Annotated in this window: 15 protein-coding genes, 1 pseudogene and 1 riboswitch; of the genes and pseudogenes, 7 read left to right on the top strand and 9 right to left on the bottom strand. The window is 39.0% G+C overall.

What is annotated here, in order from left to right; genetic code table 11:
- Window positions 1–173 precede the first annotated feature (173 nt).
- Window positions 174–2,243: a DUF4179 domain-containing protein gene (locus F7731_RS21545; RefSeq protein WP_246197380.1), complete on the top strand. Its 2,070-nt coding sequence runs from the start codon at window positions 174–176 to the stop codon at window positions 2,241–2,243.
- Window positions 2,244–2,366: 123 nt separating this feature from the next.
- On the opposite strand, the gene F7731_RS21540 is transcribed toward F7731_RS21545, so the two are convergent.
- From F7731_RS21540 to F7731_RS21520, 5 genes are all read right to left on the bottom strand, one after another.
- Window positions 2,367–3,380 carry a ThiF family adenylyltransferase gene (locus F7731_RS21540; protein WP_151536861.1) on the bottom strand — a complete coding sequence of 338 codons (1,014 nt, stop codon included), beginning with the start codon at window positions 3,378–3,380 and terminating at the stop codon, window positions 2,367–2,369.
- The gene (locus tag F7731_RS21535) at window positions 3,377–4,144 is read right to left on the bottom strand and encodes a thiazole synthase (RefSeq protein WP_151536922.1); all 768 of its coding nucleotides are present in this window, start codon (window positions 4,142–4,144) and stop codon (window positions 3,377–3,379) included. The genes F7731_RS21540 and F7731_RS21535 overlap by 4 nt, the downstream gene beginning before the upstream one ends.
- A gap of 8 nt (window positions 4,145–4,152) precedes the next feature.
- Window positions 4,153–4,353 (bottom strand): sulfur carrier protein ThiS, encoded by a 201-nt coding sequence (gene thiS, locus F7731_RS21530; RefSeq protein ID WP_151536860.1) that lies wholly within the window; start codon window positions 4,351–4,353, stop codon window positions 4,153–4,155.
- A gap of 16 nt (window positions 4,354–4,369) precedes the next feature.
- Window positions 4,370–4,987, bottom strand: coding sequence for a thiamine phosphate synthase (locus tag F7731_RS21525; RefSeq protein ID WP_151536859.1), 618 nt, complete (start codon window positions 4,985–4,987; stop codon window positions 4,370–4,372).
- 72 nt (window positions 4,988–5,059) lie between these two features.
- A riboswitch (TPP riboswitch) is annotated at window positions 5,060–5,167 on the bottom strand.
- Between the two features lie 90 nt (window positions 5,168–5,257).
- Complete coding sequence (locus F7731_RS21520) at window positions 5,258–5,557, bottom strand: 4a-hydroxytetrahydrobiopterin dehydratase (protein ID WP_151536858.1); 300 nt, start codon at window positions 5,555–5,557, stop codon at window positions 5,258–5,260.
- A 344-nt stretch (window positions 5,558–5,901) separates the two neighbouring features.
- Between F7731_RS21520 and F7731_RS21515 the strand changes: the two genes are divergently transcribed.
- Together F7731_RS21515 and F7731_RS21510 are read left to right on the top strand one after the other, a co-directional pair.
- On the top strand, window positions 5,902–6,609 hold the full coding sequence (locus F7731_RS21515) for an FAD-dependent oxidoreductase (protein WP_151536857.1): 708 nt from the start codon (window positions 5,902–5,904) through the stop codon (window positions 6,607–6,609).
- 61 nt (window positions 6,610–6,670) lie between these two features.
- Window positions 6,671–6,784, top strand: a pseudogene (locus tag F7731_RS21510) (YdeI/OmpD-associated family protein); the annotation flags it as partial.
- 283 nt (window positions 6,785–7,067) lie between these two features.
- On the opposite strand, the gene F7731_RS21505 reads toward F7731_RS21510, so the two are convergent.
- On the bottom strand, window positions 7,068–7,784 hold the full coding sequence (locus F7731_RS21505) for a 3-ketoacyl-ACP reductase (protein ID WP_151536856.1): 717 nt from the start codon (window positions 7,782–7,784) through the stop codon (window positions 7,068–7,070).
- 252 nt (window positions 7,785–8,036) lie between these two features.
- Between F7731_RS21505 and F7731_RS21500 the strand changes: the two genes are divergently transcribed.
- The 3 genes from F7731_RS21500 (at window position 8,037) to F7731_RS21490 (ending at window position 9,841) form a co-directional block, all read left to right on the top strand.
- On the top strand, window positions 8,037–8,417 hold the full coding sequence (locus F7731_RS21500; RefSeq protein ID WP_151536855.1) for a winged helix-turn-helix transcriptional regulator: 381 nt from the start codon (window positions 8,037–8,039) through the stop codon (window positions 8,415–8,417).
- Window positions 8,418–8,542: 125 nt separating this feature from the next.
- Window positions 8,543–8,827: a DUF3219 family protein gene (locus F7731_RS21495; protein WP_151536854.1), complete on the top strand. Its 285-nt coding sequence runs from the start codon at window positions 8,543–8,545 to the stop codon at window positions 8,825–8,827.
- Between the two features lie 18 nt (window positions 8,828–8,845).
- The gene (locus tag F7731_RS21490) at window positions 8,846–9,841 is read left to right on the top strand and encodes an LLM class flavin-dependent oxidoreductase (RefSeq protein ID WP_151536853.1); all 996 of its coding nucleotides are present in this window, start codon (window positions 8,846–8,848) and stop codon (window positions 9,839–9,841) included.
- Window positions 9,842–9,901: 60 nt separating this feature from the next.
- Here F7731_RS21490 and F7731_RS21485 read toward each other — a convergent pair whose 3' ends face one another.
- From F7731_RS21485 to F7731_RS21475, 3 genes are read right to left on the bottom strand one after another with little or no spacing between them, the layout of a single operon-like run.
- Complete coding sequence (locus F7731_RS21485; protein WP_151536852.1) at window positions 9,902–10,576, bottom strand: hypothetical protein; 675 nt, start codon at window positions 10,574–10,576, stop codon at window positions 9,902–9,904.
- A complete protein-coding gene (locus F7731_RS21480) occupies window positions 10,576–11,457 on the bottom strand; it encodes an ABC transporter ATP-binding protein (protein ID WP_212031230.1) in 882 nt (293 codons plus the stop codon). Before F7731_RS21480 ends, F7731_RS21485 begins: the two co-directional genes overlap by 1 nt.
- Complete coding sequence (locus F7731_RS21475) at window positions 11,457–11,825, bottom strand: GntR family transcriptional regulator (RefSeq protein ID WP_151536850.1); 369 nt, start codon at window positions 11,823–11,825, stop codon at window positions 11,457–11,459. Before F7731_RS21475 ends, F7731_RS21480 begins: the two co-directional genes overlap by 1 nt.
- A gap of 240 nt (window positions 11,826–12,065) precedes the next feature.
- On the opposite strand from F7731_RS21475, the gene F7731_RS21470 reads away from it, so the two are divergent.
- Window positions 12,066–12,653, top strand: coding sequence for a DnaD domain-containing protein (locus tag F7731_RS21470; RefSeq protein WP_151536849.1), 588 nt, complete (start codon window positions 12,066–12,068; stop codon window positions 12,651–12,653).
- The last annotated feature ends 180 nt before the right edge of the window (window positions 12,654–12,833 follow it).

The following is a 12,833-nucleotide window of genomic DNA, read 5'->3' as shown; positions in this document are numbered from 1 at the left end:
CATAGACTTACGAACGAATAAGAAGTTTGATATTCTATATAATAAGCCAATATTTATAATAATTGTCATTTGTTGATAAAAAAGATTGGCTTTCATGGAATGACGATCAAATTCCAAATGTGTACAACAATTAACATCGAAGAGTGAATTACGTCCAAAAGGGGGACATGCTTATGATTCCAGCAAAAATCGATCCCATATCTACCACTACATTCAGAGAAAAAGGCGTGGAATCCATCGTCGATTGGTTCGATCTACATCAACAATCGTTTTATACACTTGGTTGGTGCTATCTGAGTAATCAGCAGCAAATGGAAGAGCTTTTTTACCGGTCCATTATTCAAGTCCAAAAGGAATGGCCTCGATTGAAAGGGAACTCACCATTCGAAACGTGGGTTACATCCATTTTCATACATAATTGTCGAGAGCTTTCTCGTGATAGAAGTTTACAAGCTTCGGAGGAAAGCGAAACACGTAAGGATTTATTTAAAGCATTTGATCAATTGCAACAGGACGAGAAAGATGCGATGGTCCTAACATATGTACAAGGATTCTCTCGGGAGGAAGCGGCACATCTTCTCCATGTTTCAGCAGAAAAGTTGAAAGAGCTTTTGTTTTCCGGAATTCAGTCAATAAGAAATGAAATGTGGTCCGGATCAACCTTTCATGGCTGCAGGGAGTATCAAAAGGATTATCTCGATTACTTAGAAAGAAAGATGGATCGGTCGAAAAAGATTGATTTAGAAGTACATATTTATCATTGTCAAGAATGTCAGGAGGATCTGGCTACCTTTCAGGATGTTATGATTACGATGTTAAATCTTACTGATAGGATTGAAGTGCATATGCCATCTGGCTTCATAGAGAACGTCAAAGATAGGCTGATAGCAAAGGAGAAGCAAAAACAACAGAAGCGTAAGAAACTTAAAAAAATCGGCCTTGCATTTGCTAGTGTTTTCGTATTATTGGTGGGGATCGGTTTCTTTACAGGGGCGTTTACGTACCTCTACTATGGATGGACAGAAGAAGATCAGGAATTGCGTGCCTTTCTTCAGCATGGTCTCGGTCAAAGGCTGAACTTGGAAGCGGAAAGCGATGGAGTGAAAGTGAAGATTAAGAGCGTCATTGCTGATGATTTGCAGACGCTTGTTTATTATGAAATCGAGGATTTAAATGAAGACAATCAATTTATGTTAGGCTTTAGTGATGGAATTTATGTATGGAATGAGTTTGAAATCATGAACAATGAAACATATCCGAACTATTATCCTCCTGACATAGAATCAGAATTAAATAATAAAGAAAAGAATGTGTTTCAAGGAAAGATGGCTTTGTTGCCACTTAAAACAGATAAGGGGACAATCGAACTCAAGATTACGAAGCTTCAGAAATTGATTCGTGATCCCTCTGGGCGTCATGGTTATGGGGATTACGAGAACATTGAAAATAAAACAGGGGATTGGAGCTTCGAAATACCTGTAACCAAACAGTCTTCCACTGAATACGCATTAGACGAAGAAACAGTAATAGAGGGGTTTACGGTTCGATTTGATAAATTAATTATGGCTCCTACAGCGACGGTACTTCAATATGGTGTAAATAATGAACAGCCTGAGAAGCGGATCGTAAATTTTAATTTTAATTTTAACAATCTAGAGATGAACAATCAAAAAGTGAAAGCCCATATGTACGGCAACTCTTTTATTGGTTCCCAATATAATGTGAATTGGAAAACCATTCAAATGCATTTTGATCCTTTTTTTGGAGAAAAACCAAAAGAAGTGAACGTTCACTTTGAAGCTGTTTATTTAAACTTTGAAGACGCATTTATCATAGAATTGGGCGATATTCAGGAATATCCGTTTGACTTTGAATATGCGGGCAGTACCATCTCCATAGACAGACAGGAAGTTGGACAATCTACCAAGATTGTATTAAGCAATCATGACATTGAGAATCGCGCATATGAGACGCTTGATTTCAATATTGTAAATGAGCATGGAGAGCAACCTAATACTTCAATGGAGTGGGACTTTGAAGGTGTGCTTGTTGATAAAAACGGGGTAGAATACGATATGAACAAAGCCCCATTCTCATATGAAGAAATCGAACAGCCTCGTTATTTCCAAACTGTTCAAAGCATTCGGTTCGACAATAACGATGCGACCTCCGTGAAACTTGTTATTAGTGGATACAGTACAACGAAATATTTAGATGATGTTGTAAAGATTTCTTTGGAATAACAGGTGAAGGCAAGAAGAGCTTCAGCAAGCATTATTCTAATTGATGCCTGACCCCAGTGCAGTAATACTTTAATACGCTGAGGGTCAGGTACTTTCTGTTAAGAGATGTTTTTAGAAAAAATATTACCCCATCAACTTGGCCGCAATTGTTTTGGCTTTGACAACGTCCTTAGTGCCATGGACCAACATACGACCGTCACGGAAAAGAACAATCCGGTGGCCGTTAAAAATGCATGCTACAAGGTGCATATTGCAAATGAGTCCGGTTACGATTGGATGAATGGCTTCAGCAAGCTGCCTTAATTCCACTTTCCGATCTTTAGGCCATGTCAATTGCACCGTATCCCGACCACATAAGACAGCCGTTCTTGTCTGATTTTCCTTAGATAGAAATGGAAATATTGCATCTTTCGAACAGCTCGGACAATCAGACCGCCGAAGCGAAGATACATCTATCGCGGCTTGATCGCCCGTCCATAGATCAAAAGATTTCAAGTTGGAATCCACTTCTTCACCGACAAGATATTTGAATACATTCGTTACTTGATGAGCCGCCACCATTTGGATGATCGGACCGATGACTCCTGCTGTATCACATGTAAGTGTTTGTGGCGGCAGTGTGTTCAACAAACAATGAAGACAAGGACGCTCCCCGAATCCAATTGGATAAGTCAGTCCATAACTCGCAACAACCGCTCCCATAAAAAATGGAATGTCCAGCTTCCTTGAAGCATCATTCATTAATAGTCTCGTTTCTATATTATCGGTTGCATCTACAATCAACGTTTTTCCGCAGACAAGCTCTTCCGCATTGTCTGCTGTGACATCAGCCACAATCGTTTCAACATCAACCGTGCTGTTAATTTCACTTAGCCGCTTCTTAGCCGCAACAGCCTTAGGGAGCTGGTCAATGACATCCTTCTCAGTATAAAGCTGCTGCCTTTGCAAATTGCTCCAGTCAAGTATATCCCGGTCAACAATCGTAAGCTTCCCGACGCCGGCGCGTATAAGCATCTCTGCACTTGCCGAGCCAAGCGCCCCTGCGCCAATGATTAAAATATGAGCTTGGCTAATTTTCTTTTGGCCTTTTTCTCCAATCGGCTCAAATAATTCCTGCCTTGAATACCGGCTGTTCACGACGGAAGCAATCCTTCAAGCGGACTGCTTGCCACAGCATAATCCCTTTCCTCGATCCGGCCAGCTTCAAAACCTAAACGGCCGGCTTCGATGGCGAGCTTCATAGCTTTAGCCATTTTTATGGGATTTTTCGCACCGGACACTGCGGTATTCAATAGAACCGCATCAGCTCCAAGCTCCATGGCATATGCTGCATCCTTTGGTGAGCCAATGCCAGCATCGATAATAACAGGAACGGAAGATTGTTCAATAATAAAATTCAAATGTAGCGGATTTAAAATACCTTTTCCGGAACCAATCGGTGATGCACCCGGCATGACGGCATGAACACCAAGCTCTTCAAGCCTCCTTGCCAAGACAACATCGTCCGATGTATAGGTGAGCACAGTGAACCCTTCTGCTAACAGCATTTCAGACGCTCTCAACGTTTCTACAGGGTCAGGTAAAAGCGTCCGGTCGCAGCCGATAATTTCTACCTTTATCATGTCACACAGCCCTGATGCTTTGGCCAGTTTCGCCGTCCGTACCGCTTCTTCAGCTGTCTTGGCTCCTGCCGTATTTGGAAGTAACGTATATTTCGATAAATCTAGCATTTCAAGGAAGTTTGGCTGTGACGGCTCGAATACGTCCATCCTTCTTACGGCAAATGTAAGAATTTCAGCATCGGACACACGGACTGCTTCCTTTTGTATTTCAAAAGATGGATACTTTCCTGTCCCTAGTAAAAGTCTTGATTGAAATGTTTTATCGCCTATTTTTAACATGCTCATCTTCATCCTCCTCCTACAAAATGGATCATCTCAACTTGGTCACGTTCGCGAATGGGGCGATCATATTGGTCTTTTTGAACAATTTCCTTATTTACTTCAACAATCACGATCCGTTTGGAGAGCTCCAAATGCTCAAGTAATTGCTGAACGGTTGAGACATCTTCGGGTAGTTTATAAGCTTGACCATTTAGTGTAATACTCATTAAAATTCAGCTCCTTTCAACCTTTTGAAATGCAGATAATTTGTTGACAAGCCTCATGATATTCCTTTACAGCCAAAACGGGATCATCGCTTTCAAAGATCGTTGACATGACAGCGATCCCATTTACCCCGATATTGTGCAGCATGTCGATATGTTCCGGTTTGATCCCTCCAATTGCATACAAATCAACCGTCATTTTTTTCGAGATTTCTTGAAGTTCCAAAAGCCCGCGGGGTTCTACGCCATTTTTGCAGTTCGTTTCAAATACATGTCCATATAACAGCCAATCGGCTCCTGCATACGAAGCGCGTTCAGCCTCCATAGCGGAATGTACTGACTGTCCCGCAAGTAACTGGGGAAAATCGCCTTTCACCTGCGAAATGGCAAGCCCATGGCCTGGAAGCTGCACTCGTTGAATATTCGAAACAACAGCTATATCCACCCTGTCATTCACAATTAATTTATCCTTACTGACATTTGCTTCAGTCAATGCAGTGATCAACTCTATGAATTCATTGGCTGTTTTCGTCCGTTCTCTAATAATGAAATAATCTACGAACGGTTCTGTATCAATCATAATTTTAGTTAGATGATCCACCTTGAACCGATCATTCGTCACGGCCAGCAGCTTCAATCACATTCCCCCTATTTAACAAATAAAAAAACCACTTTCCTAAGCAAGGAAAGTGGTACTTTAAATAAAATATAAAGTAACATAACACTTCCCTACGCAGGCTCAAACCTGATCAGGTTATAAGGGTATCAGAGTACACTCTTCTCTCAGTCCTTTAAAAGGATTCCCCTAGTGATTTCACATATAGAATTTTCTGACTATAGGCATCATATCATAGAAGCTAAAATTATGGAAGCATACGAAACAATCAAACTCTCAAACAGTGCAAGCTTACCCTTCCTTTGCTTCAGCGTATAATCGATCGTAGAGATCCGCCATTTTAAAGTCTAGACCCGTTAGGCCCATTGCTCTCCAAGAAGTGAGTTTTACGGTGATCAACTTATAATCAATAGAAATAAATGGGTGGTGCTGCGCCTTTTCCGATGCATTTGCAATTTCCTTTACAAATGAAATACCTTGCAAATAATCACGAAAGCGATACTTGCGGACGATCCACTTTTCATCCTCGAGCTTCCATTGACTCAACGCTGAAAGCTTTTCCAGTATTTCCGCTGGCGATAATCTTTCCATTTTTCAATCCCCCTATAAAAATAATTAATAAGGAATATTAAATTTATTATATAACTACTCGAGTGAAGGAGCATCATAAGTCGGATGATTGGACGTCTAATTCGTGCCTAATAATACTTTAATACGCTGGGGGACCAGCTAATAAAACTAATACCATTATGTAGATAATAAAAATTGACACGACACCAATTAGTGTCCTATAATTAGGACGCTAAAAAAATGCTAATGGAAATGTAAGACCAAAACAGAACCTGTTATTTTAGTTCAGCTTTTAAAGCTAACGAATTGGCAAAAACAATACAAATTTAGTTGCAATTACATTTTTTAAAAAGGAAGATTGGGAAATGAGCTTTTTTCAAGATACATTATCAATATTTAAAAAGAGAGAATTATTATTTTTAGAAAGCTATAAAGAATCGGAAGATGTATATACCTTTCTATTTGAAAAAGAGAAAGATTTAACCTGGAAATCGGGGCAACATGGTTTGTTTAGAATCACTCATAAGAAAATAAAAAATCCTATCCGACCATTCACTGTGGCATCTGTACCAACAGAGAATGTTTTAAAAATAACAATGGGTATTAGTGATGACCCGAGTGAATTTAAGAAAGCGATGTTAGAATTAAAACAGGGTATGAAAGTTAGTATGAGTGGGCCTGTAGGGGGTTTTTATTTAAAAGATAACAATCCTTCAATCCTAATTGCTGGTGGAATCGGAATTACACCATTTCGGGCGATATTAAAACAAATAGAGGCAGAAGGGAAAGGCGGCGAGAAACAAATACATCTACTCTATATTGATAGCAAAAAGTCATATATATATAAGGATGAACTTGATGAAATAGCAGACAATCCTTCAATAAGTGTAACTTACCTTGATTCAAGGAATGATCTACATCAGGAGATAGATAAGTTTACCACCTTATATAAAAACAATGGTAATTACTTTATTGCAGGACCGAAGGCAATGGTAGATTCTATTTCTACTTATTTACAAAATAATAATATTTCAAAACGGAATATCAAAAAGGATGCCTTTTTTGGATATTAGAAAAGCCTAGGGAGAATACGCAGGCGGCACGCCTAGTTCGGTTCACCAATGTTAAGGAAAAAGGCGAAGTGCATACATTCTTTATTTTTCTCAAGCCGAGCAATCCAAAACTCGAGTATCAAGGATTGAAAAATACATGCAGAAAATTCTCAATGGACAGGGATTAAATGATTAGTATAAGAGCAAAAAATTAGGTAGAAGTCATGCATACAAATGATTATTAATTCACATAAAAAACGAATCAGCGCTTCGGCTCTGATTTTTTTTGATATAACATGTCCTTTTCTTTGAATTGTGGGTCCATTCCCTCAGTACGGTAAAGCTTTACTGTGCTGGGTGGGGAATGGCCAACTAGTCAATCTATGGGGGGCAGTACCCCTATAAGAGCTTATTATTCTAAAAAATAGGACGCCATCCAAAATTCGTCGGATGGCGTCTCGATATTGCGAATAGTTTTATTAAGGATTGGTCGACCAAAGTCCAGCATGTTTTAACACAACACGTGGATGAAGTTTTAGCTGTGCAACCATTAAATCTGCTAAATCTTCTGCTTGCATTACTTTTTCAGGATTGCCGTCTGTTAAGTTGAGCTGGGCAGCCATATCTGTGGCAACCGTACTTGGTGTTAACGTTGTTACGCGAATATTTTTCTTACGCACTTCAAGCATCAATGACTCACTTAGTCCAATCACTGCAGCTTTTGAAGCGGAGTATGCACTTGTAATTGGTGCACCTTTTTGACCAGCTGTTGATGAAATATTAATGATGTCGCCTGTATTGCGTTCGATCATTTCCGGTAATACCGCACGTGTTGTGTAGTACACACCTTTTACGTTCACGTCGATAATATTCGTCCATTCTTCAGGAGTTAAGTCCATGAAGCTACCGAATTTTGAAATGCCGGCATTGTTTACTAAAATATCGATTGCACCCAGCTCGCCACGAATGGATTCCACAGCCGTAGTAATAGATTCTAAATCCGCTACATTTGCGCAAGCGACCGCTACCTTCACATCATACTGTTTAAGTTCCTCTGCTACTTTTTGTAAATTTTCAAGCGTACGTCCAACAAGGCCTACGTGAATCCCTTCTTGCGCAAAAGCAATGGCCGTTGAACGTCCAATTCCACGCCCCGCTCCGGTAATTAACGCTACTTTTCCTGCGATTGTTTGCATGTTTTTCGCTCCTTTAGATGTTTTATTTTAGACGAAAAAAAGTGTAATAAGTCAGGAAAGTTTAATAAAATCGTTCTAATGATATAATTATTAACGCTGTTTTCCTCATTATTGTTTGCCGTCTAAAATAGATAAGGATATGTCTTTAAGACTACCTTCATTCTACTTTCGGTTTTCTACATTGTGAAGAATGCACTTTTTTGTGCGGAGGTTACCTAAAGGTAACTTATGATATGAAAGGGAGTAGGCTCTATGTCGGATAAATTAAGAGAAGAGATAAAAGAAAGAATAATAAATCAAGATTATCATTGTGAAAAGGAACTTACCTTATCGATTATTAGTGGGAAATGGAAAGTTGTTATTTTGTGGCATTTAGGTGTAGAAGGACCACATCGCTTCAGCGAACTTCAAAGGCTTTTTCCGAAAATATCTCATAAGATATTAACGAACCAATTACGTGAACTAATGGAAGATGGAATTGTTCATAGAGAAGTGTTTCCAGAAGTTCCTCCGAAAGTCGAATATTCAATGACTGAACTTGGAATGACATTATTACCAATCGTTGAGATGATGTATGAATGGGGAAAAAAGAGAATAGACCAAATGAAACAAGAAAACAATTATTTTGAATAAGAATAATAATTTGGGGTCTAGTCCCCCTAGTCCGGTAAAGTTTTACCGGACTAGGGGATTGGCACGATAATATATAATGTACCATTCTAAATAAATAATTTAAAAAAGAAGAAGGAGCGGTTTTTTTGGTAAAAAAGTTAATTTTAAATGATACTTTGATTCATTTATGTAGTTATGAAGAAGAAATAGTTGATGGATTATATAAAATTTCAGTTGATTTTAAAGTAACAAGTAATGATTACCATGATATTTCGACTTTGCTTTACAACGGAACATTTGATGTTAAGATCCCTGAGAGAGACTTAATATTTAGAGGAACCATTCATACTTATTCTACTTCTATTACTAATTTATATATCAAAGATCAAATAGGGGAGTATAAATTGGTTTTAATGGAAGTAAGTCAGTAGGAAAAGAGGTGAGGTGTAATGAGGCTAAGTATATTAGATCAATCCCCAATTTCTACAAATCAAACTTCCTATGACGCATTGAATGGTTCGATGAAGTTAGCGCAAGCTGGGGAAGTACTAGGATATACAAGATATTGGATTGCCGAACATCATGATTTACCTGGACTCGCATGCTCTTCGCCTGAAGTGATGTTAAGCTACATCGGAGCAAACACGAATCGTATTCGGATTGGCTCAGGAGCTGTTTTATTGCCGCATTATCGGCCATATAAAGTAGCAGAAGTGTTTAATACGCTAGCTACGCTATTCCCAAAACGAATTGACATAGGGATAGGACGAGCACCTGGGGGATCGGCTGAAGCGACGAATGCTTTGTCTAATAACTATTTACAAAAGGTTTGGAACTTACCTGCATTAGTGAAAGATTTACTCCATTTTATAAACGATGATTTTCCAAGGGATCACGAGTATTCGAAGATTTCTGCGTCTCCGATACCTGAAAATCCGCCAGTACCATGGCTTCTTGGTACAAGTAAAAAAAGTGCTTTACTAGCGGCAGAAAATGGTATGCCGTATGCATTCGGTCATTTTATGAGCGACAATGATGGGGTAGCTATAATAAGGGAATATATAGATGCCTTTAAACCGAGAAAAGAAGAACAAACTCCACAAGTCATTGTTACTGTTTCGGCCATTTGTGGAGAAACAACGGAAAAGGCAGAAGAGATCGCAGCAAGCTTTCTCATCTGGACTTTGCAAAAAGAAAAAGGCGAAGGGAAATATGGCGTTCCTTCTATTAAAGAAGCCATGCAATATAAGCTAACTGAAAAAGAAAAGGAATCGTTAGAAAAAATTAGACAGAACATGATCATCGGTAATCCTCATGAAATGAAACAGAAATTATTTGAATTGCAAACTAAGTATCGAGCAGACGAAATCATGATCAACACAATCACATACTCTCTGACAGATCGAATTCAATCATATAAACTAATTGCAAAAGAAGTATTTTGATAATTAGTGCCTGACCCGCAGTGCAGTAGTACTTTAATTCGCTGGGGGCCAGGCACCTATTTAGATTGTCGCCCTTCGGATGAACCCATAGGAAATGACCATGTAAATGAATGTGAATGGTGTAAGCCAAAGTGCTAGTTGAATGGCCGTATGACTGGCAACCCATGCAAAAATAGGCGCCCAAGCTTCGTTATAATTAATTAGAATCAGCGCAATGCTTCCGATGAGAAGGGCGGTGAAGGATAAAATCAACATGCCTTTTCCTCCAAAGCGGCGAAAGAAGCTGGAAATCGTCATTCCTGAGAAAAATAAGAAAGTTAATAAGATGATATAGATCATGATTTGTTCTAAAGATGTACCATCATTTAAATAAGGTAAGTGGAAAAAATGTAATTCACTTCCCCAACCAGCTGTGTGCACTTCGATTTGTGCAAGTAGATAAATGATAAACCCAATCACAATACTAGCAGTTAGACCCATCAATGAAGTACCAATAAAAAAATCGATTCTTCGAATGGACATGCCAAGCGCATAGGGAAAGGTTTGGGCCACTACCATTAAGCCTATTAAGAATACATTGATAAATATCGAAAGGACACCGCCTGTATAAATCTCTGTATCTGTAAGGGTGAGGCTAATGACGTAATTAACAAAAAAGCTAGAGAATAGAATAATAGAAGGAACAATCAGCCACGACAATTTATCTCTTGTGTGTATTTTTAAGACACTTTTCATTATGCAATCTCTCCTTTTTTTGTTGTTAAGTGAACGATCAATTGCTGCAGTGAGACAGGGGTGACTTCTAAACCATTTGCTGCTGCTTGTTGTCGTTCTGAATGATTGTCGCTTTGCAGGACAGTAGCTGAGAGCAATCCACCAAACGATTCACGATGTATAGTTTCTTTTCCCGCGAGAAAGGCTTCGACTTTTTGTCCATTACCTACAACTGTATACGCCATTCCTCTTAATAAATCCGCATCTTGATCAATGATGAGCTGTCCGTTATGAATGACTAAAATATGTTCAAGTAATTTACTGACTTCATCGATTAAATGAGTGGAAAGAATAATTGTCCGTGGGTGTTCAGCGTAATCTTCCATCAATCTGTCGTAAAATAGTCCGCGTGCCACAGCATCGAGACCTAAATAAGGCTCATCGAAAATAGTAAGCGGTGCTCGACTAGCAAGCCCGATAATAATCCCGACAGCGGAAAGCATTCCACGGGAGAGCTTCTTTATTTTTCTTTTTAACGGTAAATTAAAATCTTTAATTAAAGAAAGGGAGAATGTATTGTCCCAATTAGGAAAAAGTTCTTTTGAGACTTCTAATACATCAATCACACGAAAATGATCAGGGTATTTTTGTCCCTCTTTAATAAAACAAATTTGGTTAAGCACTTTGGCATTTTCATAAGGGTTCTCACCATACACCTTCAAAACGCCTGCAGTCGGAAAAATTTGCGCAGTGATCATATTCATAAGCGTTGTTTTGCCTGCTCCATTCCTTCCAAGCAGTCCATATATTTTATTTTCCTCAATCGAAAAGCTAACATTTTGCACAGCTTTAAATGTGCCATATTCTTTTTCTAGCTGAGTAATTTCAATCACATTTTTCATCATTTTTTCTCCCCTCTCCGAATCATTTCAGTCAACTGTTCAGTAGAAATCCCCAGTTTATCTGCTTCCTGAATCATTGTGACGACATATTGCTCAAAAAATAACTCTTTTCGTTTTTCCATTACTTTTGCGCGTGCCCCATTTGCTACAAACATCCCAATCCCCCGCTTTTTATATAAAATACCTTCGTCCACCAACAAATTGACTCCTTTTGCGGCTGTAGCAGGATTGATTTTATAAAATGCTGCAAACTGATTTGTTGAAGGAACCTGATCTTCCTCTAATAGGACGCCATCAATAATGTCATCTTCAATGCGTTCTGCAATTTGTATAAAAATGGGACGCCCATCATCGATTAGCTGCTTCATCTTTTATCCTCACCACCATGTTGGTTAGTTACTTATGTAATTAACTATATGACGGAGTGGGTATAATTGTTCCTCCCAAAAATGAAAATAGACTTATATAATTCAAATAATTCGAGCCTGGCTCCCAGTGCAGTAATGCTTTATAACGCTCGGAGTCAGGCATCTTTTTTTAAAAAGTGTCCTTTTCTCGACTTAATAAATATATAAAAGGTGAATCGACTTTTGAAAGGGAGAGAAACGATGGCAAAGTATCGCGTGGTTTACACTCGGTTTTGGGATGATCCGAAAGTGGTTGAGGAAATGACACCGGAGGGTAAGTATATCTTTTGCGGCGGAAAACCGGTTGAAGATTGTGTGGGAAGTGAGTTAGAGAAGGTAGAGGACGTAAAGTTCATAAGCTATGTAGCCGAGCAAATAAGAAGTGGTAAGATGCTGGACTTATACGAGTCGTATGTTGACTCTTCTTTTGAGTTCTCCAAAATCGGGTCAGATGATAACGCGATTCGGGTCGGTTTTAGACGTTACGTCCACGATACGGGGACAAAAAGAAAAACAAAAAGAAAAAGAAAAGAAAAACAACTACTAAGTCGTCGGTGTGGTCAGGTGTTTGATTTTTATCAACAAAACTGTGGCATCCTTTCGCCATTTATCGCTGAAGAAATAGGAGATGCAGTAGACGAGTTTGGAGCGCCTCTTGTGATGGAAGCTATGAAAATATCTTTATCTATCGGCAAACGAAATTGGCTATACATACGGGATTTTGAAAAGATGGCGAGACGAACAGGTGAAAACATTGGAAGATTTATGGGCGTTGGAGAGGGAGTTTGAACAGCAGAAAAAGCTCCAGCCATGAGGGGAAAGTACCCAAAATGTACCGGCATTTTTCAGCATAATCCTTCAGAGGGGGAAGATTGACATGACTGTCGAAAAAGCGCTGCTTGGCTGTATGCTGAAAGAGAATTTTCACATAGGGGATAGTGTCGTCCAGCCTGAACATTTTAAAGACCG

This window comes from Cytobacillus depressus (genome assembly GCF_008923245.1).
Classification (GTDB): Bacteria; Bacillota; Bacilli; order Bacillales; family Cytobacillaceae; genus Cytobacillus; species Cytobacillus depressus.
This window is presented reverse-complemented; position numbering and strand designations above follow the sequence as displayed.

What these genes read in the sequence shown, in the direction of transcription:
- F7731_RS21485 (WP_151536852.1), bottom strand. Translation starts at nt 10,576, where the DNA reads ATGAAAAGTGTCTTAAAAATACACACAAGAGATAAATTGTCGTGGCTG.
- F7731_RS21475 (WP_151536850.1), bottom strand. Translation starts at nt 11,825, where the DNA reads ATGAAGCAGCTAATCGATGATGGGCGTCCCATTTTTATACAAATTGCA.
- F7731_RS21520 (WP_151536858.1), bottom strand. Translation starts at nt 5,557, where the DNA reads ATGGAAAGATTATCGCCAGCGGAAATACTGGAAAAGCTTTCAGCGTTG.
- F7731_RS21535 (WP_151536922.1), bottom strand. Translation starts at nt 4,144, where the DNA reads ATGTTAAAAATAGGCGATAAAACATTTCAATCAAGACTTTTACTAGGG.
- F7731_RS21500 (WP_151536855.1), top strand. Translation starts at nt 8,037, where the DNA reads ATGTCGGATAAATTAAGAGAAGAGATAAAAGAAAGAATAATAAATCAA.
- F7731_RS21480 (WP_212031230.1), bottom strand. Translation starts at nt 11,457, where the DNA reads ATGAAAAATGTGATTGAAATTACTCAGCTAGAAAAAGAATATGGCACA.
- F7731_RS21505 (WP_151536856.1), bottom strand. Translation starts at nt 7,784, where the DNA reads ATGCAAACAATCGCAGGAAAAGTAGCGTTAATTACCGGAGCGGGGCGT.
- thiS (WP_151536860.1), bottom strand. Translation starts at nt 4,353, where the DNA reads ATGAGTATTACACTAAATGGTCAAGCTTATAAACTACCCGAAGATGTC.
- F7731_RS21470 (WP_151536849.1), top strand. Translation starts at nt 12,066, where the DNA reads ATGGCAAAGTATCGCGTGGTTTACACTCGGTTTTGGGATGATCCGAAA.
- F7731_RS21515 (WP_151536857.1), top strand. Translation starts at nt 5,902, where the DNA reads ATGAGCTTTTTTCAAGATACATTATCAATATTTAAAAAGAGAGAATTA.
- F7731_RS21490 (WP_151536853.1), top strand. Translation starts at nt 8,846, where the DNA reads ATGAGGCTAAGTATATTAGATCAATCCCCAATTTCTACAAATCAAACT.
- F7731_RS21545 (WP_246197380.1), top strand. Translation starts at nt 174, where the DNA reads ATGATTCCAGCAAAAATCGATCCCATATCTACCACTACATTCAGAGAA.